Consider the following 24,934-nt stretch of genomic DNA (forward strand, 5'->3'; position numbering starts at 1 on the left):
TAAAATTTGCTTAAAAAGTTAAAAAAAAAGAGAGAGAGTTCTTGCCATTTGTTCAGAAAGAACGTATATTAAACTTACTACATTAAATCGGTCAGAAAAACAACGACCGTCAAAGAGCATGAGCCCGATAGAAATTTTTTAACACTTCTACAGACCCCCTTTTGGGTCAACTACGACTTATTTTTTCTATCATCTGTCAATTTTAAATCATGTTTCCTTTGTTAAAAATTACTCGAAATATAAAAAAGTATATAAGTAAAGTTGGAATATAAATGAATAATAAAAAAAGGTTAGAAAATCGCCGTTATATTACCGGGTTCGATGGGATTCGAACTATTGCGGTCGTCGGCGTGATTCTCTATCACTTGTTCCCTAATATAATGCGTGGGGGCTATTTAGGCGTCCCTATTTTTTTTGCAGTTTCTGGATACTTAATTACCGATTTGTTAAGACAAGAATGGCTTCAAACTGAAACAATTGATGTTAAAGGATTTTATATTCGGCGGATGAAACGGCTTTACCCTGGCTTAGTAGCTATGCTTGTGGCAGCATCAGCCTACATTGTATTTTTCCAAAGAGATTTATTGAATAACTTACGAAGTGTTGTCGCCAGCAGTGTATTTTACTATAATAATTGGTGGCAGATTTTCAGAGGTTTTTCTTATTTTGATCGTTTTACAACTCAGTCACCATTTACTCATATTTGGTCACTAGCGGTTGAAGCCCAGAACTATTTGATTTGGCCGTTGTTATTTATTGTTCTTAAAAGGTACGTTAAGCATAGTGGTAAAATTTTTGGTTTGATTATGGCATTAGCTGTCGGTTCTGGAATTTTGATGGCGGTTCTATATACTCCTGGATCTGATCCAACGAGAGTATACTATGGAACAGATACAAGACTGTTTTCTATATTGATGGGGAGTGCGCTGGCTTTTGTTTGGCCGAGTTTCCGTTTAAAAGAGGAAATTCCGATAAAAGCTAAAACGCTATTGAACGGTGTCGGTATTGCTTCATTGGTTGTATTGTTGATTTCATTTTTATTCTTAGCAGATCATTTTTCCTTTGTCTATTACGGAGGAATGTTTATTGTTAGTATTTTTGCTACGATTTTAGTTGCAGTCACAGCGCATCCAGGTGCTGATTTAAATCGCTGGCTGACAAATCCAGTATTTACTTGGTTTGGAAGAAGAAGCTATGGTATCTATTTGTATCAATTTCCAGTTATGATTTTTTATGAAGCTAAAATCAAAAATTTAAGTGATCATGTATTCTTACACTCACTGATTGAAATTGCATTGATCCTAGGAATAAGTGAACTTTCCTATCGCTTTATTGAAAAACCATTAGGCAAATTTTATTATCAATATACTTGGTTTGCAATTAAGGATTTCTTCCGTAAACCATGGGTGACAGTGCCTAAGGTTACTGCTTTGATCAGCGTCGTTTTATCATGCTTTGCACTTTTTGCGTTTGCTGTTGCACCTTCTAACGAAGTTACAGCGGATCAACAACAGTTGCAAAAAAATATTGAAGCCAATAAGAAGAAGGCAGATCAGAGAAAAGCAGAGGAAAAAGCTAAAAATGAAGGAAAAACAACAGAATCATCAAAAGAGTCAACTAGTGCACCAGAGGGGAATTTTGATTTAACTAAGGAAGAAGTCAAGAAAGCACAAGGAATGGAAATTACCGCTTTTGGAGATTCAGTCATTCTTGATGCTGCAGCAGGCTTACAGGAAATTTTCCCTAAGATGATCGTTGATGGCGAAGTTGGCAGACAGTTGTATACCAGCACACCTATTATCGAAAAGTTAGACAAAGAAAAATTATTGAAAAATAATGTTTTAGTGGGGCTAGGGACGAATGGCTCATTTACAGAGGCTCAATTCGATGAATTTATGACAGCAATCGGTTCTAAACGTAAAGTTTATTGGATCAATGTTCGCGTGCCTACACGCAGATGGCAAAACGAAGTAAATGCTATGCTAGAGACGATGAAAAAGAAATATAAAAATTTAGTAGTTATTGACTGGTATAATTATAGTAATGCACATGATGAATGGTTTTATGATGATCGCGTTCATCCAAATGTAGATGGTCAAGTGAAATATTCAAGTTTTATAGCGAAGCAGATTGTAAAATAATCACTCAAGAAGATGAGACAAAACAGCTTTTAAGTTTTGTTTCATCTTCTTATTTTATGTTAGTAGGAGGAATTACCGTGTATAATTGAATAAATATGAATAGAAGAGGAATATATATAATGATTTAAGGAGTGAGCAAGTTGAATATAAAAATCCATCACGTGTGCACTCAAACAAATACATATCAGGAAAGTCTTGAATTTTATACAGATGTTCTTGGCTTTGCCCTTGTAAAGGAAACAAAAAATTTTCATGGTCGAGCATACAACAGTTGGCTTAAATCCTCTGACTTTTACTTGGAACTTCAAACTGGCAAAGAAAATAAGCAGGTTGCGCCATTTGACAAAGAGACGACAGGTCCTGTGCATATTTGTTTTTATGTAGAAGACTTGGAAGCCGCAAAAATGAAATTTCAACAATTCGATGTAGTTTTTTTAACAAAAGAAAATCAAATGATTTATCATGTTGAAAATGGCTCATTGTTCAAAATTGAAGCACCTGAAGGAACGATTATTGAGTTTCGAGATAATCTGGATTTCTAAGAGTGAATAAAAAAATAGAAAATCTTTGTACGAAAGCCAACAACTATCTTGTGACTGGCGCAAGACAGTTGGAGTGTTTTTAATGGCATCAAAAAATCCGAATAAACGATGTGAAAAAGTCAGGTTTTTCCACTGTTTATTCGGAGTCAGATTGCTCAAAATCAAAAGGCTCTTGTCATGTGTTTTATTTTATTTAGGATATCACCAATTGATACGCAACTCGTTCACCGTTAGAAACAGGTAATAAAATTTCTCCTTGATAGGTAAAACCAGCTTTTTCTATGAGACGTTGCATTGTTTTATTATCTGGATGCGTATCAATTCGAATATCTACGTAATCATTTAATCGAGCAGTTGTAATGAGATAATTCATTAAAAGTAAGGCCAGACCCTGCCCTTGATACATAGGATCAAGAGCAACTCGATGAATGACTGCATATTCTTGATTGGTTTGTTGCCATTGTCCATTTCTTATCTGCTCATAAGGCAATTCGGCAGTAGTTGAAAGGATTCCTAGTCCTGCAATTTCTTGATCGATAATTAGAACATAGCATTGCTGTAGGAAAATGTCTTGTTCTAATTGTTTTTCATTTGGCCCTTCACCATGTTGCCATTGAGGGATCTTTTGGTCATGAAGCATTTGCCTTGCGGCAGCAATAATTTCCATGATTTTACCTAAATCTTCTGGGACAGCTTTTCTTAAATATCTAGCCATATTCTCTATCCTTCTTTATTGATCCTTATTTTTTGTATGAGTTTTCTGGTTTTAGCTGATAGATTTTAGAAGGACGTCCGATCCCGACAGGACGTTCGCCAATTTCTTCGAAATGATGAAGCATTGCTTTTTTAAAATTTGAGTGGTCAATCGTTTTATAATCAGTGCCGGAAAACTTAGCAAAGACTTTTCGAGCTTCAGTAATAGTAAAATCTTTGCCTAAAACTTGAAGGACTTGGGGATCATGTTCCATTTTATTGGCCACTCGATTGAACGCTTTTAAAATAATTTCGCTATGGTCAAAAGCCAATGTATCCTTTCCAGTTGATACACCTGAGTTTAAATCTAAAATTATTTCTACATCATCGTTTGTAAGAGAAAGCATATTTTTTTGACGTTCCATTGTAAACCATCGGACTTCTTTTGCATCATCTCCAGCAATCAACGGCTCTTCGCCGATAAATGCTAAATAACTAATAGTTACTACCCAACCGCGAGGATCTCGATCAGGTCTACTGAAACTGTGAAGTTGCTCTATATTGTCTTTAGAAATAACAACGCCTGTTTCTTCCTTTGTTTCTCGTAGAACACTTTCACCGGTGGATTCATTTCTATTTACAAATCCGCCAGGCAAAGCCCAAGAGTTTCTGTAAGGATGTCCTTTTCGTTTAATTAATAGTATTTTCAATTGATCTTCTTCTTTGTTATAACACATCAAAACAATATCCACAGTCAGAGAAGGTTTTTCGTATTCAGGAAGTTCTTGTTGATGGTACCATTTTAGAAAGTCAGCTTCATCGGCTTGCTGTTCGTAGTATTGCTTTTCTTCTTCCTTTGAACTAAAGTGTGTCAAGTTAGTCATCCTCTCTAAATTAGATAAAAGTAATTTTTACTTTATTGTATCATTCTCATCAGGAAAAACAACTAAAGACGTGTTTTTCTTTCAATAAAAGTTGTTGAGTGCTGAGGAAGAAATAGTCATTTGCATCAAAATAAGTACTTTCATGACATATTTGCAAGCAAAGTGTTTATTTTTTGTTTTTTAGTTAACTTGTTTTTGTTTTTGGTTGACAAATAAAAATGGAAGTAGTATTTTTAATGATGTAAATAGTGTTTATATTTTGGAGGGAACAAATGAAGACAAAGGATATCACGCAAATAGCTATTATGATCAGTATTATTATTGTTTTAGGCTTTTTTCCGCCAATCCCGATTAGTCTTTTGCCAGTGCCGATCGTTATTCAAAATGCTGGTTTTATGCTTAGCGGATTACTTCTTGGGAAGAAAAATGGAACGATTGCCACACTCCTTTTTTTACTTCTGGTTGGGATAGGATTTCCAATATTAGCTGGTGGAAGAGGAGGGATGACAGTCTTTTTCGGGATTACCGTGGGATATCTTTTAGCTTATCCGTTTGCGACATTTTTTATCGGTTGGATGACTGAAAAGTTTAATCCACATAATCAAAATATTGCCTATGGCTTTGGGATAACGCTTCTTTTTGGTGCTCTATTTATTGATTTTTGTGGTGCTATTGGTGTCAGTCTTTTATCAAATGTCTCTTTGTCTAAAAGTTTACTAGGCAGCTTAGCGTTTATTCCTGGAGATGCTATTAAAGCGTTTATGACAGCCTTTGTAGCAAAGAGAATCTCAAAATCTCTTTCTAAAAGGAGAGATTGAGTTGGTGAAAATATTTGGCTCAATAATTGATGAGCAAGGGAGATGCACGCATTATCATTCGCCAGTTGATGTGATTGCGAACAAATGTTACTCTTGTAAAAAATATTATGCTTGTTTTCATTGTCATAATAAATTGGAAAATCATATTTTTTTACCTTGGCCAATCTCAATTGCCCCTGACACAAAAGTTGTTCTTTGTGGTAATTGTCAGCATGAAATGACTGCTATGGAATACATGGCGCAGACGGAATGTTTGAATTGCAAGCATTCGTTTAACCCAAACTGTTCAATCCATGATTCTATCTATTTTAGTTAGAAAAAACGTTATATAGTATAGAGCAACTGAACTGAGCGAAAATGCTCCGTTCAGTTTTTTTGTTGTACACGATTGAAGCGAAACAACTGGCTGCAAAGGATAAGTAGCTCTTCAAGTTTTGTCCGAAAGGGTTGGACAAAATTGCATTTTCATCTTCTTGAATCCTTATAAGTGAGCGTTTACAATGTAGAAGACAACGAAAGGTTTGTCAAAGGAGTGATCTGCGCAGATCAAAAGATTCAGTATTTTTCTTGTTTTAAGAAAGAGGAGGAGAATGATGGAACAAACGCAAGTAAATATAAAGGTAAAAGTTCAGCAATTTGGTAGTTTTCTTAGTGGAATGATCATGCCGAATATTGGAGCATTTATAGCGTGGGGGATTTTGACAGCCTTATTTATTCCTACGGGGTGGTTTCCTAATGAACAATTAAATGAAATAACGGGCCCGACAATTACTTATTTATTGCCAATTTTGATTGGTTTTACAGGTGGCCGTTTAGTTTATGATATTCGTGGTGGAGTCGTTGGGGCAATGGTCACGATGGGCGTAATAACGGGTGCTGATATTCCAATGTTTCTTGGTGCAATGATAGTTGGTCCTGCGGGTGCATACTGTATTAAAAAATTTGACGAGTTAGTCGATGGAAAAATCAAACCAGGTTTTGAAATGTTGGTCAATAATTTTTCATCGGGTATTTTAGCTTCGGCTTTAGCGATTATTGCCTTTTTAATCGTGGGTCCTGCTGTTGAAGGCTTGAACAATATTTTGGCAACAGGGGTTGGTTTATTAGTAAATAATGGACTTCTTCCCTTAGCAAGTATTTTTGTAGAACCAGCAAAGGTACTATTTTTGAACAATGCCATCAACCATGGCGTAATTAGTCCAATTGCAATTGAACAAGCAGCAGAAACAGGTCGTTCTGTTTTGTTTTTACTAGAATCAAATCCTGGACCTGGATTAGGGATTTTGTTAGCTTATACAGTTTTTGGTCAAGGGAGTGCAAAACAGACAGCGCCTGGTGCGATCATCATCCATTTTTTAGGTGGAATCCATGAAATTTATTTTCCTTATATTTTAATGAAACCTATTTTAATTCTTGCAGCAATTGGTGGAGGGATGTCGGGAGTTATGACATTTTCATTATTTAATGCAGGATTGGTAGCTCCAGCTTCACCTGGAAGTATTTTTGCTATTTTAGCAATGACACCTCGAGATGGTTATCTAGGTGTATTTGCGGGAATTATTGCGGCAACGGTAGTATCATTTGCGATTTCGACAGTTGTTTTAAAAGCATCAAAGACAACAGAGACAACAATTGAAGAGGCAACTGAAAAGTCCAGCGCATTAAAAGGACGGAAAATTGGAACAGCAGATGTTGCAACAAGCTTTTCGGCAGCTGAGAAAATGAGTGATACAGTTGAGACGCTTGCTAATACGAAAAAAATTATTTTTGCTTGTGATGCTGGAATGGGTTCTAGTGCTATGGGAGCCTCCGTTTTAAGAAATAAAGTAAAAAAAGCTGGTTTACCGATCGAAGTAGTCAATTCCGCGATATCTCAATTACCAAATGATGCAGATATTGTTGTGACACATAAAGATCTAACTTCACGAGCAAAAGAAAAATTACCTAAAGCTTATCATGTATCTGTTGATAATTTTCTAAGCAGTAAGAAATATGATGAATTAGTTGAAAAATTATCAGCAGTAATAACATCTATCTAAACAGCAATGATCTTATCTAGCTAAGCATGTTCCGCAGTGATCATTTCCTATTTTTCAGTCGGAGTCAAGTGGGCCTGTTTTGCTTTTAATCTAAGGAGGAATTCTATGTATCTTTCAGCACGAGCTCGGTTGATCCTGGAACAGTTGTTGATCAATAAGCGCTCCGTTTTAATGAATGAACTAGCAGAAGCTTTAAGTGTTAGTGAGCGAAGCATTCGACGTGATCTAAAAGAGGTTGAAGAGGTACTTGATTCCTACAAGCTTAAATTGGTGAAAGAACATGGAATTTTATTATTAGAGGGACATGATTCAGATAAACAGCGCTTCCGTTGGCAGTTGATGGACTTATCTTATAATGAATACAGTCCAGAAGAACGCCAACAGAAAATTCTCAAATTGCTATTAAAAGAAGAAAGTCTAAAACTGGTCGGGTTAGCGAATGATTTGAATGTCACGGTTTCAACGATTGGTAACGATCTGACTAAAATAGAAGAACAACTGCCAAAAAACGTTGAAATCGAAAGAAAAAGAGGATTTGGTGTATCTTTAAAAGCCGATGAAGCTCAAAAAAGACGATTGATGAGTGAGCTTTTTGGGCAGCAATTTCCCGATTACCAACTGCTAAAATTTTTTCAAGACAAATCTCGTGATTTAGTTACTAGTGAGAGGATAGAAGGCCGTTTATTGGATTTGGTCAGTGAACCGTTATTGAAAAAAGTGGAACAGACCATTAAAATCTGGCGCAACAACAATTTGGAGACTATCAGTGATGAAGCGTATGCAAATTTAATTGTACACATTTCTATTTCAGTAGAACGAATGATTGCAGGAAATTATATTCAAGCGTGTACAAGTAGCAATGAAATGACTAGCTATCCAGAATTTATCACTGCACAAGGATTGTTAGCAGATATTTTAGAGATGGAACCAGAGTTTGTACCAGCTGGGGAAGCGGCATACATTACAACACATCTCAGAGGTGTAAAAACAACTGAAAGTACGATTCATTTATTAGAGAATGACGAATTAGAAGTGATGCTGTTAGTGAACAAATTGATTGAGCGAGTTGAAACTGAATTAAAACAAGAACTGCCAAAAGAACTTTTGACTAAAGGATTGATTGCTCATTTGCGGCCAACGTTAAGGCGACTACAACAAGGGATGCGAATATATAATCCACTGATCCACTCGATCAAACAAGACTATGCAGACTTATTCAAAGTTGTCAGGCGGGCATTTGATCAGGTTTGCCAAAAAAACTCAGCGCCAGATGAAGAGATTGGGTATTTAGTTTTGCATTTTGGTGCCGTACTTTTACAACTAGAAAGCGAAAATAGTTTTTCAGGACTAGTCGTATGTGCAAGTGGCATTGGGACCTCAAGAATGTTAGTTACCCGATTACGTCAAAGGATTCCACAACTGAAAAAATTAGAAACAGTTTCTTTGTTTGAACTAGGAAGAAAAAAGGCTCAAGGTCATTATAATATCATTATTTCTACGATCGATTTAGGTTCAGTTGATTTTGATTATTTTTTAGTTTCACCTATTCTAACGGAAAGAGAACTTTCTCAAATTAGTATTTTTTTGAAAAGTTTACACAATGGGTACCACAAGCAAATTGCTGAACAAGAGCAAGCGGTGCAATTGACGTTACTTGAAGCTACTCATTTTTTAGAGCAACGACAACTATTTACGTCAATCGTTTTAACGATTTTAAAAAATTTTAGCTATTCTAATTTGAATAAAAATCTAGGAACAATGGAAGATACGATTCGTGTCATTTGCACGCAACTTTTGGAAAAAGCACCTGCATTAGAAGTTGAGGCGCTAGTCAGGACATTTTTGTATGATGGAAATTGGAAAGCGTTTGGTATTCCAGGTACAAAAATTGGAATGTTTCATGCTCGAAATGAAACGATCAAAGAACCATTTTTTCAATTATTTTCATTAGAACAACCTATCTTTATAGAAACGATGGATCAAACAAAAATAGCAATTGATCGGATTGTTTTGCTACTGGCTCCAGAAAAATTTTCACAAGAAGGATTGGAAGTTATTAGCTATATTAGTACGCTATTTGTCAATGATCAACACATGATTCAGCAGTTGGAACAAGGTATGAATGAAGAAATTACGACATATGTTGTTCAAAAATTACTAACTTTTATAGAAGAGAGGGAAAAGTAATATGCTCACATTAAAAAAGGAAGATATCGTTTTAAATCAACGTTTTTCTACTAAGAAAGCAGCAATCGAAGCAGCCGGGAAACAATTATCACAGCAAGGATATGTGGCTGTGGAGTATATTGAAAAAATGCTTGAACGAGATAATTTAACGACAACATACATTGGTAATATGGTAGCAATTCCTCATGGAACAGATGATTCAAAGCATTTGATCGATCGATCTGGAATCGTTATTTTACAAGTACCAGAAGGTGTAGATTTTGATGGTAATGAAGTAAAATTGATCATTGGTATTGCAGGTGTAGGGGATGAACATTTAGAATTATTATCTAATATTGCCCTAGTATGCTCTGAAATAGCGAATGTGGAGCAATTGCTGAATGCTGAATCAGAAGCGAAAATCATTGAGCTATTTAAAGGTGAGGTGAGTGTATGAAAAAGCTGGCGGTCCATTTTGGTGCAGGGAATATTGGTCGAGGCTTTATTGGTTGGTTACTCGTTCAATCAGGTTATCAAGTTATTTTTGCTGATGTAGATGAAAAAATCGTCGAGGAAATCAACACTCAAAAGCAGTATGAAGTCATTTTGGCAAACGCTGAACAAGAATCATTTACAGTTAAAAATATCAAAGCTGTTAACAGTACAACTGAAAGTGAAACTTTACTAGCGTATATCAGTGAAGCTGAAATCATGACGACTGCGGTAGGTCCTACGATTTTACCAAGGTTAGCGGAGATCCTTGCAAAAGGGATTGAACGAAGAAAGGATTCAAAGCGCTATTTATGTGTGATTGCTTGTGAAAATATGATTGGGGCCTCTCAAATTCTTCAAGCTACTGTATTGCCTTTATTATCTGTCTCAGCCCAAGAATATGCTCGTGAGTTTGTAGCATTTCCTAATTCGGCTGTTGATCGCATTGTTCCAAATCAAGAACATAAAAACCCGCTAACTGTAACAGTAGAACCTTTTTATGAATGGGTGGTAGAAAAACCAACGAATGAAAAGCAGGCACCAGAAATTTTGGGATTGAACTATGTATCTGATCTAACACCTTATATTGAGAGAAAATTATTTACAGTGAATACTGGACATGCTGTCACAGCTTATTTTGGCTATATGAGGAATATAGAGTCGATCGAAGATGCAATCCATAACGAAAAAGTTTTGTTTATTGTACGAAGTGCATTGGAAGAAACGGGAGCTTTGCTAGAGAAAAAATTTCAATTTCCTCATCAAGAACATCAAGCGTATATTGATAAGATCATTGAACGTTTTAAAAATCCACATGTTTCAGATTATGTTACACGAGTTGGACGGTCTCCAATTAGAAAAATAGGTGAGAATGATCGATTTATTCAACCTGCAAGACAATTTGTGGAAGCCTTTAATGAGACGCCCAAAGCATTAGCAATTGCGATTGCAGCCGCAATGAAGTTTAAAGAACCAACAGATGCAGAAGCCTGTGCTTTACAAGAAGCTATTGAAGAACAAGGATTGGATCAAGCGATTGAACAATATACGGGACTTAAGCCTTATACCAAATTATTTGAGAAAATTCGAACTTCTTATCATGAATTAGTTTAAAAAATCTCGGCAATAGAAGTTGTTTTGATTGTATTTGTCTTTAAGAATAAAATTTTCTAAGAATTAAATACTTTGGTGGTTCAAAAACCCGCACAAGCATAAAAAGCATTGTGCGGGTTTTTAGTATTATTGAGTTAGTTCCAATAATTTGTTTTTTAAATCTTCTTCCATATGACCTAATTCGATTTCTGCAGCACGACGTTTTTCTTTACCTTCTTGCTGGATTCGTAGAGTTTCCTGAATTGTCTCAACTAAATCATTTTGAGTTTTTTGTAATGTATCGATATCAACAATACCGCGCTCATTTTCTTTAGCAGTCTCGATTGCTGAAATTTTAAGCATTTCAGAATTTTTCTTCAATAGATCATTGGTTGTTTCAGATACTTGTCTTTGTGCAGTAACTGCATCTTTTTGTCGTAATAAGGTCAAAGCAATCACAACTTGGTTTTTCCAAAGTGGAATCGCAGTATTGATCGATGCTTGAATCTTCTCAGCTAGCGCTTGGTTTGTATTTTGGATCAAGCGAATTTGTGGTGCTTGTTGAATCGTGATTTGACGTGCTAAACGTAAATCATGGGTTCGTTTATCTAAACGATCTAAAAATTGAGTGTAGTCATTTGCGATTTGAACATCCATTTGATCACCTGATTCTTCCGCTTTTTTCATAGCTTCAGGGATGATCGTAGTTTGCAGTTCTTCCATCTTCAACTCACCAGCTGCGATGTAAATATTCAATGCATCAAAGTAGTCTTTATTTTTATTATATAATTGATCTAGCATTAAATTATCTTTTAAAAGACCGTTCTTTTCGTGGTCTAATTTGATTGAAATTTTATCGATTTGAGCACCGATTTTTTGATATTTTGCGGTGATTTCAAAAACAGATTGTTTCACTTTGCCAAGCATTTTGGAGAAGAAATTCCCTTCACCAGCTCGAAGCTGATCAGGGTTAGCTTCACTTAAGCGATACATCAAATCAGTCAATGAATCACCGACAGGACCAATGTCTTGAGCTTGTACATGATTTAGCATTGACTGTGAAAACTCACTTAATTTTGTTTGAGCAGCAGAACCATAAGTGATCACGGCTTGTGAGTCTTGGACATCGATTTTTGAAGCAAGCTCTCTTGCTTGGGCTTGTCTATCTGCTGGCAATTTATCGACTAAACGAGCAGCAACTTGCTGATCCTGTAAAGCAGAAATTTCACTTTGCTGCGTAGTTGTTAATGAATCGATAGGTGTTGAAAACGGGTTATTTAATAGATCATCCAGTGTATCATTTACTGGTGTTACCTCTTTTTGGTCATTTTCCATTATGATTCCTCCTAAATTTAAAAGCGAAACAAATTGGTTGATCCTTTAGAAATTCAGAATTGCACCGTTCTTTGTTTCATTTTCCCAAAAGATTAACTTATAAGGGTAATCTTTCGGGAAAATATTTACTGATTATTACTACTCTCATTATCTCTTTTTAAACTATTTTTAGCAACGGATATCTCAACATCTAAATCTTCTAAATCATCTGCGACAAACTGTTCATAGTCTTTTTTGATTAATTTTGAAACTTGATCGATAATCTGAGCACTTTCTTCCAACTTTTCATACGTTTGTTTGTTTTTGATTTCATGATCGTCTATTTCCAGATACTTACTAGTTAAATCAACTAGGTTAGGTAAGTGGGTATAAAGAAAGTGGTTTGCTAAGTGTAATTTCTTTGGATCTTTAACTAATTCTTTAAACAAGGCTTTTGATACTCGTAATGTATCATTACGTAAGTCAATTGCTCTTAATTTAGTAGAAGCGTTCATATTTTCTTGTAATTGAACGATTTGTTTTTTAGTTGTATTCATTGTATCACGGAAAAAGTCGATTTCTTGTTCCGACATTCCGATCGTTTCATAGTGTTCTTCTTTAGACTTTGTGAGATTCGGCAATTGATCTTCCTTTTTCACGCCTTTTTTCTTTGAACCAGTAAAAAGTAGCACTAATAGAATCAAAAGAACCACGACAACTGCTGGTAGATGTACACCAGTAATAAAACGCAGAACTAAACCTGCTAAAAATAAATAAGCAATTACTTGTATAAGCTTTCCTTTTCTCATTTAAATTCCCTCCAATCATTCATTCCATCGAAAGTTACTATCCTTCGCTATATAAGTTATTTTAGCACATTGTGCTCCATAAAGAATATCAGTCCAAAGGTTGATTTTGATATTTAGAGAAAATGTAAGAAATGACAAGAGAAAACAGTGATTTTTACTACTTTAGATGTAGAAAAGGCCAAAGTGTTCACAAAAAAGTCAAAAAGAAATATGAGAAAAATAGAGAAACCTAATGTATAATGGAAGGTAATGATCAGGATAAAAGGAGAAACAGTGTGAAAAAATTTAAAATCATAGCTATATTACTGGTAGTATTAGTGATCACAGGCTGTTCTGGGCGTAAAGTCGAAGAAGAGGTTGACGATGACATTTATATAGAAGAAACAAGTTCTAGTGTAGAGGAATCGACTTCTTATGGTGATGACGAAGTATTTTATGAGCCTAGGGATAAGTCTGAGACGAGCGATTCAGCAGATGAGAATAAAGCTGCAACTGAAGAAACAAAAGCACAAACCGATGATTCAAAAGGTAAGGTTGAAGTTATCAAAACTAAAAATGGTAATTTCAAAGTAGAATTAACGGATGGTTGGCAATCTGTAGAAGCAAAAGAACTGAGCGACAATGCAGATGTTAGTTTAAAAAATGCTTCGAAAGAAGAATACTATATGGTTTTAAGTGAAGGTAAAAAAGATTTTGACAATTTTGCTGCATTTAAAGATTCTGTTGATTTGTCTGATTTGGGCGAAAGGACGGATGAAAAGAAAGAATCTGTCAAATACAATGATCTCAAAGGGGAACGCCGCACATTTACTGCAAGTAAAGATGGTGTTGAAGTTTTCTACATCTATGATTTGATGGAGGGTAAGGATCATTATTTACAGTGCATCAGTTGGACTCTAGCTGAAAAACAAGAGAGCAACAAATCTGATTTGGTTAAAATCATGAACTCTCTGGCTGAATTGCAAAAATAGTCGAATACAAATAAATTCAAAATGAATAGGTTCGATCTTTAAAAGGAGAAGTAAGACTAGTAGCCTAGTTTTGCCTCTCTTTGTTTTTATATTATTCATCGAAGAGACTGTTTCAAATTTTAATTACTGGTATAATTAGGTAGGAAAAAACTTTTATCATACTGCTTAATTAATTGTTAATAAATGAAATAGATTGTATAAAATCCCTACTTACAGCAAAGAAAAGATTCACAAGAAGATCGATAAGTGATAAAATTTCCAAATTAAGGTATTATATCCATAGAAAGATTGGTGAAATGCATGATGAACTTTGAAGAGTTTGAGGAAAAGACGATTTCCAGAAAAGAAATATTTAAAGGTCATATTATTGACGTTGTTCTGGATGAAGTCCGCTTGCCAAATGGCGAGACGAGCACACGTGAATTAGTTTTCCATCCAGGAGCAGTTGCGGTCATTCCGGTCACAGCTGATAATAAATTGATTATGGTCAAGCAATTTAGAAAACCAATGGAAAAAGTTCTCTTGGAAATTCCAGCTGGGAAAATTGATCCAGGTGAACAGGATCACCCAAAAGAAACTGCTGAAAGAGAATTGGAAGAAGAGACAGGCTACCGAGCCAACAAATTCACCTTTGTGACGTCGATGTATGTTTCTCCTGGTTTCGCTGATGAGCTTCTTCATATTTATTATGCTGAAGAGTTAGAAAAAATTCCTAATCCCCGTCCTCAAGATGATGACGAAATTTTAGAATTATATACATTAACATTAGACGAAGCGAACGCAGAGATTGCGAGTGGATTAATTTGTGATGCAAAAACAATTTTTGCTGTGCAGTACTGGGAATTACAGCAACTAAAAAGGCTGCTGAAGGAGGATAACCGATGAGTAAAGGTCCGCTGGTCACTCGGACAGAATTACGGAAACGCAAAGAAGAAGAGGAAAAAGCCGCACAGAAATTGTTCGAGCAAGAGCAAAAAGAGGCGGATAAAGAATACCGTAAAAAAGAAAAAGAAATCTCGAATTTCTACCGAAAAGAACATAAGAAACAAAAAGAAATCACTCAATCACGTTCAAATGAGCAAACCAAAATCCGCGAACGCAGCAGTACGCTGACCAAAGCAATCATTGTTGTAGCGATTTTGTTGGCTATTGTAATATTTATAGTATTGAATTTATAGAGAAGAGGATGTCACAATGAAAATTGGAATTATCGGTGCAATGGATCAAGAAGTAAAAATCTTAAAAGAAGCCTTATCTGATACTCGATCATGGGAAAGAGCTGGAGCCGTGTTTGTTTCAGGTTCTTTAGGTCGTCATGAAGTGATCGTTGTACGCTCTGGAATCGGAAAAGTGTTATCTGCTGTCACAACTACGTTATTGATTCATCAATATGGTGTCAATATGGTGATCAATACAGGATCAGCAGGTGGTATTGGTCAAGGTCTTGCTGTAGGTGATGTAGTTATTGCGGATAAACTAGCTTATTTTGACGTAGATGTTACTGGATTTGGTTATAAACCAGGACAGTTACCAGGAATGCCTCTGTATTATGAATCAAGCGACTATTTAAAACTTGAAATGAAAAAAGCAGCTGAGAAAACAGGAATGTCGATTCATCACGGCTTGATCGTAACAGGAGATTCTTTTGTTAATGATCAAACAAAAGTGAAAGCAATCATTGCTGAATTTCCAGAAGCTTTGGCTTGTGAAATGGAAGGGGCAGCAATTGCTCAAGCAGCGGCGCAGTTTAATATCCCATTTTTAGTTGTAAGAGCAATCAGTGATACTGCGGATCATGAAGCTTCTCAAACGTTTGATGAATTTATTGAAGAAGCAGGAGAAAAATCTGCGCAAATGGTCATCAATTTTGTAGAGCATCTGGTTTAATTTACTCTACTTTTAAAATGGAGGTTCTAAAATGAAAGCATTGATTTCAATTGATTACACAAATGATTTTGTTGCAACAAAGGGAGCTTTGACTACGGGAAGTGCAGGGCAAGCAATTGAAGAATCTTTAGTAGAAGTAACAAAAAGGTTTATTGATAATAATGACTTTGTGGTTTATGCAATTGACCGTCACGATTTAAATGATCCATATCATCCTGAAAATAATTTATTTCCACCTCATAATATTGCAGGGACAAATGGTCGAAAACTGTATGGCAAACTTGCTGAAGTTTATGAAGATAATCGAACGCAAGCTACTTGTTATTGGATCGATAAGCGTCATTACTCAGCTTTTAGTGGAACAGACTTAGATATTCGTCTGCGTGAAAGAGGGATTACGGAAGTTCATTTGGTAGGTGTCTGTACAGATATTTGTGTGTTGCATACAGCCGTAGATGCTTATAATTTAGGCTATAAAATCGTGATTCATAAAAATGCAGTTGCTAGTTTTGATCCTGTTGGACATGAATGGGCATTAAACCATTTTAAACAAACTTTAGGCGCAGAAGTAATCGAATAAATCTATTAAGAGAGACAAAACTATTTTTTAGTTTGTCTCTCTTTTTTTTATTCTGTAACAAAAAGTATTAAAAAGGGTCACTATTTTTGTAATAAATAGAGGATCGAGATTATAATAAAAAGGAACACACTAACTATCAATCAGAATGGAAGTGATCGAATGCAGGTGCTAAAAAAAGAGGTTTCCGAGTTCGAACTGTTTTATGATTTGATTTTTGCTTATGCGATCAGTCGCATTGCATCAATTTTATTTGTTGGTGCAGATCAACAGCTATCCTTCAAGAGTCTTGGTGAATTTTTTATGTTGACACTCGTCTTTTGGACAATTTGGACTTATCAAACCGTTTTTGCTAATCGTTTTTCTATTAAGAATAAGACAAGTGCTCTGTTTCTATTTTTTGATATGTTCTGGGTGATTGTTTTAGCTCAAGCAATCAATGTTGATTTTGAGAAAACACATTTTACTTTTGCAGGAGCGACCTCTATTTTATTTTTCAGTATTGCTTTACAGTACTATTTAAAGCTGAGAAGTACGGAAGAGGACATTGTTAAGAAGTTATGTAATCAATTGATTATCGTTTTATGTGCAAGTGGATTGATCGGCTTTATGACGATTTTACCTTGGGGGACTTATCCTATTCGTTTTGGAGTGTATGTCGTTTCTATATTTATTACAGCATTTTTCCCAATCATTATGAAAAAAGCACTAGAGGATTTTCCTACAAATTTTGGGCATTTGACGGAGCGCTATAGTTTGTTTACGCTATTATTATTCGGTGAAGCAATAATTGCCGTAGCCAGTACAATTATCTTTAATAAAATAAGTATTGGCAGTATTTTGTTCTTTTTATTAGTTGTCGTGATGTTCTTATTTTACAATGCGGTGTACAAATCAGGAATCGATCGACAAAAGGATACCGCTGGGTTGGTTTTGATTCATTCTCATTACTTTATCTTTGTGGGACTGGGTCTATCGATCGTTTTGTATGAAAACTATGTAGAAAATGATATCCAACCGCTGTTCTTTATTTTATGTTTAGCCGCCAGTTTACTCTGTTTTTTAGGAGGAACAATTGCTAATATGATTATTTATACTAAAAAAGAACATAATTACCTTCCTTTTATTAGTAAGAGTATACTTTATTTCGCAGCATGGATCGTGATCAGTTTGCTTATTCAAGATTTTATGGTACCATTCTTACTTGTAAATGTAGTGTTTTTATTATTTTTACTTTATAAGGTGAAACAAGAACTTTAATCATAAATAAACCTCAGCCATTCATTAGGTTGAGGTTTTTTGATTTAAGAAACGGTTAATAGAGTCTGTTTATTAGAATTTTGATTATCCTAAATGAATAAGATTTTTTCATCGTCGTTTCTCCATACGTAAATATCCATTTTCGTCTTCAGTTGGTTCACTATTTTTTGCTTGATAGCCTAGACGTAAATAAAACTGTTCCGCAGTTTTAGAAGCGGGAATCTCAATTCGATTGGCTCTGATATAAAACGTGTCCTGCTCTAAATAGTTCATGATAGCTGTACCAATTCCATATCCGTGAAATTCAGGTAAGACAAATAAACTTAAAATAATACTCTCTGTTTGACTGCCCCAAAAAGGGCAAATAGTTCCCGTACCAATTACATGACCAGCTTTTTCAGCTACATAGGTATGAGCGTAAGAGGCTTGTTCAATAATTTTTTCAGGAGTGTATTCGGCAGCTAACTGTTCCATTTGCTCGATTGGATAATCTTTGCTGTTTATTTCTAAAAAATTTCTTTTTAATAAAATAGCGATTTGTGTGGCATCAGCAACGCAAAATGGTCGAATCGTTAGATTCATTTACTTACTCCCTTCTTTTAAATAAGCGATTTTACGTTTTCTTGTTAATTTCTTAAAGGCATACTCTGCTTTGGTAGCATCACTGCGATTGCTGAATTTTTCAACATGGATCATTTTCACGGGTAAGCGTGAGGGAAGTCGGGTATACTTTGCTCCAGTACCGCTGTTATGTTCTTTTAAGCGACGTTCAGGGTCGGTTGTATAGCCGCCGTAAAATGTATCGTCTTTACAAAGAAGTACATAAAAATAGTGTTCAGTTGCCATACAACATCGCCTTCATTTCTGGTAAGTAATTGTTTTGTTCATCATAGGTAAACAGTGGAGGTAGAACTCGAAATCCGTCTTTTTTCCCTTGCTTGATCCCTTCAATCAATAATGTGTTCGCTTCTTTTCCAATTTTAGGGTAAACAAATCGAACGCGTTTAGGTGCGATATTTGCAGCTTCCATTGCATGAAGAATATCTAAAAATCGATCAGGTCGGTGAACCATTGCTAAACGTCCATTTGTTTTTAATAGTTTTGCAGAAACTTCAACGACTTCAGTCAAAGTTGTATGTATTTCATGACGAGCAATCGCTAGATGGGGATTAGGATTTTTTTGACTTGTTGGAAGTTCTTTGAAATAAGGCGGATTACATAACACCAAGTCGACAGAGTCAGGTTTCACAACCGTTGTCGCTAGTTTTAAATCCATTTCGATCATGTTCATCTGTTCTTCCAAGTGATTTAATTGAATACTCCTTTTTCCCATGTCAGCTAAACGCATTTGCAGTTCGATTTGTGTGATTTTAGCTTTTGTTTTACGGCTAGCAAATAGACCGACAGCACCATTTCCAGCACAGAGATCAACGATTGTACCGGTTTTAGGAAATGTAGGGAAATTTGCCAATAAGACAGCATCTATTGAAAAAGAAAAAACCTCTTTGCTTTGGATGATCTGAATATCATCCGCAAATAATTGATCGATTCGTTCGCCTGGTAATAACATGTATACTCATTCCTTTAGTTTAAATTCGTTTTACTAAATAATATTTTGATGTGCCGCTAAAAGGTGTATCTGTCAAGTGTCCAAAAACTTGGTAACCATATTTTTCATAGAATGTTTTTGCTTGATAATCTTGGGTATTAATGGTTATAAGTGCAGATCCTGATTCAATGGCAAATGCTTCTGCTTTTTTAAGGAGTTGACTACCATAGCCTTTACCACGATAAGATTTGTTGATGGCTAATAAAGAAATATGAGTGGCATTCATCCATTTATTCGCTGTGATACCGCCGACATAAAGTTCGTTATCATATAAAGCCAAAGAAAAAGAGGTGTTCTGTTCGGCAGGGATATTTTTTTCTTCTTCTTGATTTTTAGAAAGTAATGTAATCAAGTGAGCTTCATTTTGTTCCAGATTTAGTGATTTATATTCGATCATCGACATGGACCTCCAGTTTTCTTGAATTATACAGCAAAGCTCTTTGATGGAACAGATGATATCCTTATATTATACTACAATTAAGATTAGAAGAAACCTGTGAAAAAGACTTGTCAAAAGCATCAGTTTTCGGCATACTTATAGCTAGTGAAAAGAAAGGAAGAAAAACATGTTTTTTACATTTATGCGTGGCGTTGTTCGGGTTGTTTTATTTCTTATAAACGGCAATGCACACTATGAAAAGAAAGATCGTATTCCTCAAAATGAAAATTATATTTTAGTTGCCCCTCATAGAACGTGGTGGGAACCGTTGTATTTAGCTGTGGGCGGATCACCAAAAAAGTTTAGTTTTATGGCGAAAAAAGAATTATTTAAAAATCCATTTCTAAGTTTTATTTTAAAGCATGCGAATGCTTTTCCTGTCGATCGGGAAAAACCAGGACCTAGTGCGATCAAAACCCCTGTAAAATCTTTAAAAAGTACGGATTTAAGCTTAGTAATGTTTCCAAGCGGAACTCGTCATTCCTCCGAGTTGAAAGGCGGCGTGGCATTGATTGCAAAAATGGCGAAAGTCAAAATCGTTCCTGCTGTTTATCAAGGCCCATTGACTTTGAAAGACTTATTCAAACGTCGTCGAGTAACAGTTCGCTTTGGTGAACCAATCGATGTTAGTGATATTGCTAAGATGGATAAAGAAGGAATTGCAGAAGTTGAACGCAGAATGCAAGCGACTTTTGATAGCCTAGATCAAGAGATCGATCCCAATTTTAAATATGAAGTGAAAGAAAAGTAATGGTACATGTATTTACATCTGTTAGAACCTGGATATAACTAGAAGAGTTATATTTCAGGTTTTTTTTGTTTCAAAAAAATTCTATATGCTTATACCATATATTTCTCCGTAAATTTGGTATAATAGTAAGAAGGACTTTTTTAGGTGGTGGAATCATGCGTTTTTTACATACAGCTGATTGGCATATCGGCAAAAAATTACATGGGTATGATTTATTAGAAGAGCAGACGGATGCGTTCAAGCAGATTCTGGCGATTGCTAAGGATGAACAAGTGGATGCTATAGTCATTGCAGGCGATTTATATGATCGATCGGTTCCCTCTGTTGAGGCGATCGAGGTTTTTAATCGAATGATCGTAGAGATGAATTTACAAGAAAAATTTCCAGTATTGGCGATTTCAGGCAATCATGACAGTAGTACTCGTTTAGAAACGGGTGGTCCATGGTTTATTCAATCGAATTTTCATTTGAATACGCGATTGGATCAGGCGTTTCAACCAGTGGAGATGGAAAATACTCAATTTTTCTTATTACCATATTTTGAACCAATTTCAGCTCGTTTATATTTTGATAACGAAGAAATTCGAACAATCGAACAAGCGATGAAAGAAGTAATCACCGCAATGGAGAAACAATTTAAACCAGATATGGCTCATGTTCTAGTCAGTCATTTTTTTGTAGCAGGTAGTGAAAAGTCTGATTCAGAAACAAAATTAATGGTGGGGGGCTTAGATACTGTGCCATTATCTTTGCTTGAATCATTCGACTATGTGGCATTAGGACACTTACATGGGAAAAATGCGTTACAAGCCGAAAATGCACGGTACAGCGGATCGCCATTAAAATTTTCTTTATCAGAAATGAATCAAAAAAAAGGGGTTTGGATCGTTGATACCCAAGTGGGTGAAACAGCATTTGAATTCAAAGAGATCCAGCCATTAAGAGATATTGTACAAATTGAAGGTAGCTTTAAAGAGTTGACCGCTCAACAGTTTTATGAGTCTTTCGATTGTGAAAATTATGTCCATATTCAACTAACGGATCGTGCAGTGATTCCTAATATGATGAATCAATTACGACAGATTTACCCGCGAGTGATCGGTGTCGAACGATTATTTGGAAGAGAGTTGCAACAGAAGAGAAATGAGACAAAAAAAGAAATCAAAGCTTTAGCGCCGACTGAGCTAGTAGGTCAGTTCTTTTCAGAAGTGACAGGAGAAGAATTGACGCAACAGCAGCAAGTTTGGATCAAAGACAATCTAGCAGAGCTTCACCAAGCAGAAAGAGGGAAATAAGTTGAAACCATTAACACTGACATTAAAAAACTTTGGCCCTTATATTGCTGAAACGATTCATTTTAACAAGTTTGAAGATTCTTCTTTATTTTTGATCAGCGGAAAGACTGGTTCAGGGAAAACGACGATTTTTGATGGCATGAGCTATGCTTTATTTGGTGAAAGTTCAGGAAAGTTACGGCAAGGAAAAGAGATGCGTTCAACATTTGCTGACCCATCAGAACCAACTGAAGTTCACTTGACTTTTTCTCATGGCGACTATTTTTATGAAATCACTAGAAAACCGGAACAAGAACTTTATAAAAAACGCGGTGACGGTATTCGAACGCAAAGTGCAAAGATTTCCTTGATCGTCAAAGATCGTTCTGGAAAGGAACTTAGAGAGTATACAAAACGCCGTGAAGTTGATAGTTTTATCCAAGAACTACTGCACTTAGATGCAACTCAATTTGCTCAGATCGTACTTTTACCTCAAGGGGAGTTTAGAACCTTTTTGATTGCAAATAGTAACGATAAAGAAAAAGTTCTTCGAAATCTATTTGGTACCCAATTGTATCAAACGTTAAATGAACAACTGAAGGCGCAATTGAAGACGGTCAATAAAGGGATTGAAACGACACAACAAATGATCCAAGCTAAATTAGATCAACTATATTGGCAGGAGCAATCACAAGAAGAGCAAACTGTAGAACAACAATTAGCTGCATTAGAGCTGCAACAAGAAGCAATGCTCAAACAACAGGATATAGATAAATCAGCATTGACTGAATTACAAAGACAAAAACAACAAAAAGAACAAGAACAATTTTCTTTAGAAGAGTTAGCAAATGAGTTTACAAAACAAAGTCAGCTCAAAAAACAAAAAGAAGAGCTAGATCAAACTGCTGAGATGATAGAAAAATTACGAGCAGAAGTTCAGCAACTTCAATGGGTAAAAAATCATCAAGGCTTGATTGAAAAAATCGATGAAAAAGCTAAGTTGATTTCAATGTTTGAGCAAGAGCTAAAGAACAATCAATCCCAACAAGAAACACAATGTCAATTGATTCAGCAATTAGAAAAAACACAACAAGAAACTATTGAGCAATCAGCTGAAATGAACGCAGCCAAAGAACAAGCTACAAAGCTTCAATTTCAAATTCCTTTGTATGAAGAAAAAGACAAAGTTATACGCATGATCGAAACGAATCATTTGGAAATAGAAACCTTAACAACAAAACTAACAGAGGTAAAAGAAATACAAGACAACGCTGAACAATTGTACCAAAAAGAACTAGCTGTTATAGAAGGAACAGTCCAAATTGAAAAAGCACAATTGGAATTGGAACGACATCAAGAGCAATGGCTGACTTTTTTAGATAGTTGGAAGCAACAACAACAACTTGAAACAAAGAAAATAACGATTCTAGAACAATTGTCTATCACCGATGATGAACGAAAACAAGCCGAGAGTGAGAAAGAGCAAATTTATAAAAAAGTTGCTGACAAAAAAAGTCAATGGGCAAAGATGCAGATCAGTCGTTTGAGCTTATTTTTAGTTGAAGGTGAGCCTTGTCCAGTGTGTGGTTCAGTTGAACATCCAAATCAAAACGAGCACCAAGAGTTTACGTTAGAGGAAGTTCAGTCTATCGAAACGCAACTCAATGAAATTGAACTGATTGCTCAAAAACAAGAAGCAACGGTTGCAAAATTGCAAACCCAAGTCGCACAGACTAAACAGGCTGAACAAGAATTACTAAAAGAATTAGAACAGCAAAAAAATAAAGTTGAATCGTTATTCAAACTGTTACAGGATAAGCAAATCATCACATTAAAGGAACCTTTAACTGATAGAGACATCGACCTAGTGACAGCGAACTTTCAAACGGAAGCTGACAATCTTGAACATGAATTAGAACGAATAGAAGCGGCTAAGGAAAAAATTCTTGAGCTGGAAAATACAGTAAAAGAGCAACAATTAAAAGTGCTAGAACAAGAAAAACTTGTCAACGAAAAACGTCTGGAACAAGCTGAAAGCCAAACCAAACTAAAAACAATTTCGGAACAATTGATGGATGGGCAACTTTCCTTAGTGGAAATAACAGATAAAAAACAACAACTTGAACAACAAATAATGCAGTGGCAAAGACAACAACAAGAAATCGAAGAACAATTAGCAAAAGTAAAAGAGAGTCAGTTGCTGTTAAAAAATAGTGAAGAACATCTTGCAAAGGATCAAGCAGCAAATTTAGCAGAAAAAATAGCATTAGAACAACAATTGGCTAAAGCTATACAAGAATCAAGTTTTGAATTAGACGGAAATGTTATGCGTGCTTTATTAAGGGAAGTACCTAGATTAGAAGCAATCAGTGATGAACTAACGACTTTTGATAAGAAACAGGATCAACTGGCGTTTCAATTGACTGAGCTAGAGAAAAAGCTAGAAAATAAAGAGCATCCAGAAACAAGCAATTTAATAGAGGAGATCGAACAATTGACTGTTTTACTTCAAACGAAAGAAGCAAATTATTATCAACAACAAGAAAAAATCCAATCCAACGAAAAAATTCAACAGCAAGTAAAAGAATTGATTGCTTCTGTGGAACATCAATGGGAAGAAGTAACTGCATTGCATCAATTGGCAACGACTGTTAATGGCGACAATCCAAGGAAAACAAGTTTGGAAAGATATGTTTTGCAAACCTATTTAGAGGAAGTTTTAAAAGTAGCAAACCAGCGTCTAAGTTTACTTACAAATAATCGTTACCAATTTGAATTGAATCAAGATTCCGGAAGTTATAAAAATCAAACTGGACTTGAAATCAATGTGTATGATGATAATGCTGGAAATACGCGCAGTGCTCACACATTATCTGGTGGCGAAAGTTTTATTGCGGCATTAGCGTTGGCGTTATCGTTAGCCGAAGTGATCCAGGAACAAGCTGGTGGTGTTTTGATTGAAGCCTTGTTTATTGATGAAGGATTTGGTTCTTTAGATGAAGAAGCCCTGGAAATGGCGATGGAGGCATTGGAAACAATCGAAAATGAAGGAAGAATGATCGGTATCATCAGTCATGTGAGTGAATTAAAAGCAAGAATTCCCCAACAACTACAAATCAAAACAAATGGAAATGGTCAAAGTCAAGTGACCTATCAAACGGCTTAGGCTTTAAATG

25 protein-coding genes are annotated in these 24,934 nt (G+C 35.6%); 17 read left to right on the forward strand and 8 right to left on the reverse strand.

The window, feature by feature from the left end; all coding sequences use genetic code 11:
- The first annotated feature begins 272 nt into the window (after positions 1-272).
- Together AC4BB7_RS05450 and AC4BB7_RS05455 are read left to right on the forward strand one after the other, a co-directional pair.
- Positions 273-2,141, forward strand: coding sequence for an acyltransferase family protein (locus tag AC4BB7_RS05450; RefSeq protein WP_490484667.1), 1,869 nt, complete (start codon positions 273-275; stop codon positions 2,139-2,141).
- Between the two features lie 140 nt (positions 2,142-2,281).
- Positions 2,282-2,683 (forward strand): VOC family protein, encoded by a 402-nt coding sequence (locus tag AC4BB7_RS05455; RefSeq protein WP_490484668.1) that lies wholly within the window; start codon positions 2,282-2,284, stop codon positions 2,681-2,683.
- A 193-nt stretch (positions 2,684-2,876) separates the two neighbouring features.
- Here the strand turns inward: AC4BB7_RS05455 and AC4BB7_RS05460 are convergent, their stop codons facing one another.
- On the reverse strand, positions 2,877-3,398 hold the full coding sequence (locus AC4BB7_RS05460; protein ID WP_490484669.1) for a GNAT family N-acetyltransferase: 522 nt from the start codon (positions 3,396-3,398) through the stop codon (positions 2,877-2,879).
- Positions 3,399-3,423: 25 nt separating this feature from the next.
- Positions 3,424-4,251 carry an NUDIX domain-containing protein gene (locus AC4BB7_RS05465; RefSeq protein WP_490484670.1) on the reverse strand — a complete coding sequence of 276 codons (828 nt, stop codon included), beginning with the start codon at positions 4,249-4,251 and terminating at the stop codon, positions 3,424-3,426.
- A 281-nt stretch (positions 4,252-4,532) separates the two neighbouring features.
- On the opposite strand from AC4BB7_RS05465, the gene AC4BB7_RS05470 reads away from it, so the two are divergent.
- The 6 genes from AC4BB7_RS05470 to AC4BB7_RS05495 all read left to right on the forward strand — a co-directional run bounded on the left by AC4BB7_RS05470 (position 4,533) and on the right by AC4BB7_RS05495 (position 10,888).
- Positions 4,533-5,078, forward strand: a complete 546-nt coding sequence (locus tag AC4BB7_RS05470; RefSeq protein ID WP_086312192.1) for a biotin transporter BioY — start codon at positions 4,533-4,535, stop codon at positions 5,076-5,078.
- Between the two features lie 4 nt (positions 5,079-5,082).
- A complete protein-coding gene (locus tag AC4BB7_RS05475; protein WP_490485120.1) occupies positions 5,083-5,394 on the forward strand; it encodes a CHY zinc finger protein in 312 nt (103 codons plus the stop codon).
- Between the two features lie 277 nt (positions 5,395-5,671).
- Positions 5,672-7,117 (forward strand): PTS mannitol transporter subunit IIBC, encoded by a 1,446-nt coding sequence (locus tag AC4BB7_RS05480; protein WP_490484671.1) that lies wholly within the window; start codon positions 5,672-5,674, stop codon positions 7,115-7,117.
- A gap of 105 nt (positions 7,118-7,222) precedes the next feature.
- On the forward strand, positions 7,223-9,304 hold the full coding sequence (locus AC4BB7_RS05485) for a BglG family transcription antiterminator (protein WP_490484672.1): 2,082 nt from the start codon (positions 7,223-7,225) through the stop codon (positions 9,302-9,304).
- Position 9,305: 1 nt separating this feature from the next.
- Positions 9,306-9,740 (forward strand): PTS mannitol transporter subunit IIA, encoded by a 435-nt coding sequence (locus tag AC4BB7_RS05490; protein WP_490484673.1) that lies wholly within the window; start codon positions 9,306-9,308, stop codon positions 9,738-9,740.
- Positions 9,737-10,888 carry a mannitol-1-phosphate 5-dehydrogenase gene (locus tag AC4BB7_RS05495; protein WP_490484674.1) on the forward strand — a complete coding sequence of 384 codons (1,152 nt, stop codon included), beginning with the start codon at positions 9,737-9,739 and terminating at the stop codon, positions 10,886-10,888. The genes AC4BB7_RS05490 and AC4BB7_RS05495 overlap by 4 nt, the downstream gene beginning before the upstream one ends.
- A 126-nt stretch (positions 10,889-11,014) precedes the next feature.
- Here the strand turns inward: AC4BB7_RS05495 and AC4BB7_RS05500 are convergent, their stop codons facing one another.
- Together AC4BB7_RS05500 and AC4BB7_RS05505 are read right to left on the reverse strand one after the other, a co-directional pair.
- The gene (locus AC4BB7_RS05500; RefSeq protein WP_490484675.1) at positions 11,015-12,202 is read right to left on the reverse strand and encodes a toxic anion resistance protein; all 1,188 of its coding nucleotides are present in this window, start codon (positions 12,200-12,202) and stop codon (positions 11,015-11,017) included.
- A gap of 125 nt (positions 12,203-12,327) precedes the next feature.
- Positions 12,328-12,990, reverse strand: a complete 663-nt coding sequence (locus AC4BB7_RS05505) for a 5-bromo-4-chloroindolyl phosphate hydrolysis family protein (RefSeq protein WP_490484676.1) — start codon at positions 12,988-12,990, stop codon at positions 12,328-12,330.
- A 275-nt stretch (positions 12,991-13,265) separates the two neighbouring features.
- On the opposite strand from AC4BB7_RS05505, the gene AC4BB7_RS05510 reads away from it, so the two are divergent.
- The 6 genes from AC4BB7_RS05510 to AC4BB7_RS05535 all read left to right on the forward strand — a co-directional run bounded on the left by AC4BB7_RS05510 (position 13,266) and on the right by AC4BB7_RS05535 (position 17,685).
- Positions 13,266-13,961: a hypothetical protein gene (locus AC4BB7_RS05510; RefSeq protein ID WP_490484677.1), complete on the forward strand. Its 696-nt coding sequence runs from the start codon at positions 13,266-13,268 to the stop codon at positions 13,959-13,961.
- A 300-nt stretch (positions 13,962-14,261) separates the two neighbouring features.
- Positions 14,262-14,846: an NUDIX domain-containing protein gene (locus AC4BB7_RS05515; RefSeq protein ID WP_490484678.1), complete on the forward strand. Its 585-nt coding sequence runs from the start codon at positions 14,262-14,264 to the stop codon at positions 14,844-14,846.
- Positions 14,843-15,139 carry a cell wall synthase accessory phosphoprotein MacP gene (gene macP, locus AC4BB7_RS05520; RefSeq protein ID WP_086312202.1) on the forward strand — a complete coding sequence of 99 codons (297 nt, stop codon included), beginning with the start codon at positions 14,843-14,845 and terminating at the stop codon, positions 15,137-15,139. Before AC4BB7_RS05515 ends, macP begins: the two co-directional genes overlap by 4 nt.
- A gap of 16 nt (positions 15,140-15,155) precedes the next feature.
- Entirely contained in the window at positions 15,156-15,848 is a 693-nt protein-coding gene (locus tag AC4BB7_RS05525) for a 5'-methylthioadenosine/adenosylhomocysteine nucleosidase (RefSeq protein ID WP_086312203.1), read from the forward strand.
- A gap of 31 nt (positions 15,849-15,879) precedes the next feature.
- Positions 15,880-16,428, forward strand: coding sequence for a cysteine hydrolase family protein (locus tag AC4BB7_RS05530; protein WP_490484679.1), 549 nt, complete (start codon positions 15,880-15,882; stop codon positions 16,426-16,428).
- A 159-nt stretch (positions 16,429-16,587) separates the two neighbouring features.
- Positions 16,588-17,685 (forward strand): low temperature requirement protein A, encoded by a 1,098-nt coding sequence (locus tag AC4BB7_RS05535; protein WP_490484680.1) that lies wholly within the window; start codon positions 16,588-16,590, stop codon positions 17,683-17,685.
- A 108-nt stretch (positions 17,686-17,793) separates the two neighbouring features.
- Here the strand turns inward: AC4BB7_RS05535 and AC4BB7_RS05540 are convergent, their stop codons facing one another.
- Genes AC4BB7_RS05540 through AC4BB7_RS05555 form a run of 4 tightly spaced genes read right to left on the reverse strand, consistent with a single transcriptional unit; the run spans position 17,794 to position 19,691 of the window.
- Positions 17,794-18,267, reverse strand: coding sequence for a GNAT family N-acetyltransferase (locus AC4BB7_RS05540; RefSeq protein ID WP_490484681.1), 474 nt, complete (start codon positions 18,265-18,267; stop codon positions 17,794-17,796).
- Positions 18,268-18,531: a GIY-YIG nuclease family protein gene (locus tag AC4BB7_RS05545; RefSeq protein WP_490484682.1), complete on the reverse strand. Its 264-nt coding sequence runs from the start codon at positions 18,529-18,531 to the stop codon at positions 18,268-18,270.
- Positions 18,521-19,255 carry a tRNA1(Val) (adenine(37)-N6)-methyltransferase gene (locus AC4BB7_RS05550; protein WP_490484683.1) on the reverse strand — a complete coding sequence of 245 codons (735 nt, stop codon included), beginning with the start codon at positions 19,253-19,255 and terminating at the stop codon, positions 18,521-18,523. Before AC4BB7_RS05550 ends, AC4BB7_RS05545 begins: the two co-directional genes overlap by 11 nt.
- Before the next feature lie 19 nt (positions 19,256-19,274).
- Complete coding sequence (locus AC4BB7_RS05555) at positions 19,275-19,691, reverse strand: GNAT family N-acetyltransferase (protein ID WP_490484684.1); 417 nt, start codon at positions 19,689-19,691, stop codon at positions 19,275-19,277.
- A 169-nt stretch (positions 19,692-19,860) separates the two neighbouring features.
- Between AC4BB7_RS05555 and AC4BB7_RS05560 the strand changes: the two genes are divergently transcribed.
- From AC4BB7_RS05560 to AC4BB7_RS05570, 3 genes are all read left to right on the forward strand, one after another.
- A complete protein-coding gene (locus AC4BB7_RS05560) occupies positions 19,861-20,484 on the forward strand; it encodes a lysophospholipid acyltransferase family protein (protein WP_086312210.1) in 624 nt (207 codons plus the stop codon).
- 155 nt (positions 20,485-20,639) lie between these two features.
- On the forward strand, positions 20,640-21,779 hold the full coding sequence (locus tag AC4BB7_RS05565; protein ID WP_490484685.1) for an exonuclease SbcCD subunit D: 1,140 nt from the start codon (positions 20,640-20,642) through the stop codon (positions 21,777-21,779).
- A gap of 1 nt (position 21,780) precedes the next feature.
- Positions 21,781-24,924, forward strand: coding sequence for an AAA family ATPase (locus AC4BB7_RS05570; protein WP_490484686.1), 3,144 nt, complete (start codon positions 21,781-21,783; stop codon positions 24,922-24,924).
- Positions 24,925-24,934 lie beyond the last annotated feature (10 nt).

It is taken from the genome of Enterococcus sp. AAFC-DPL-5182, from assembly GCF_058216605.1.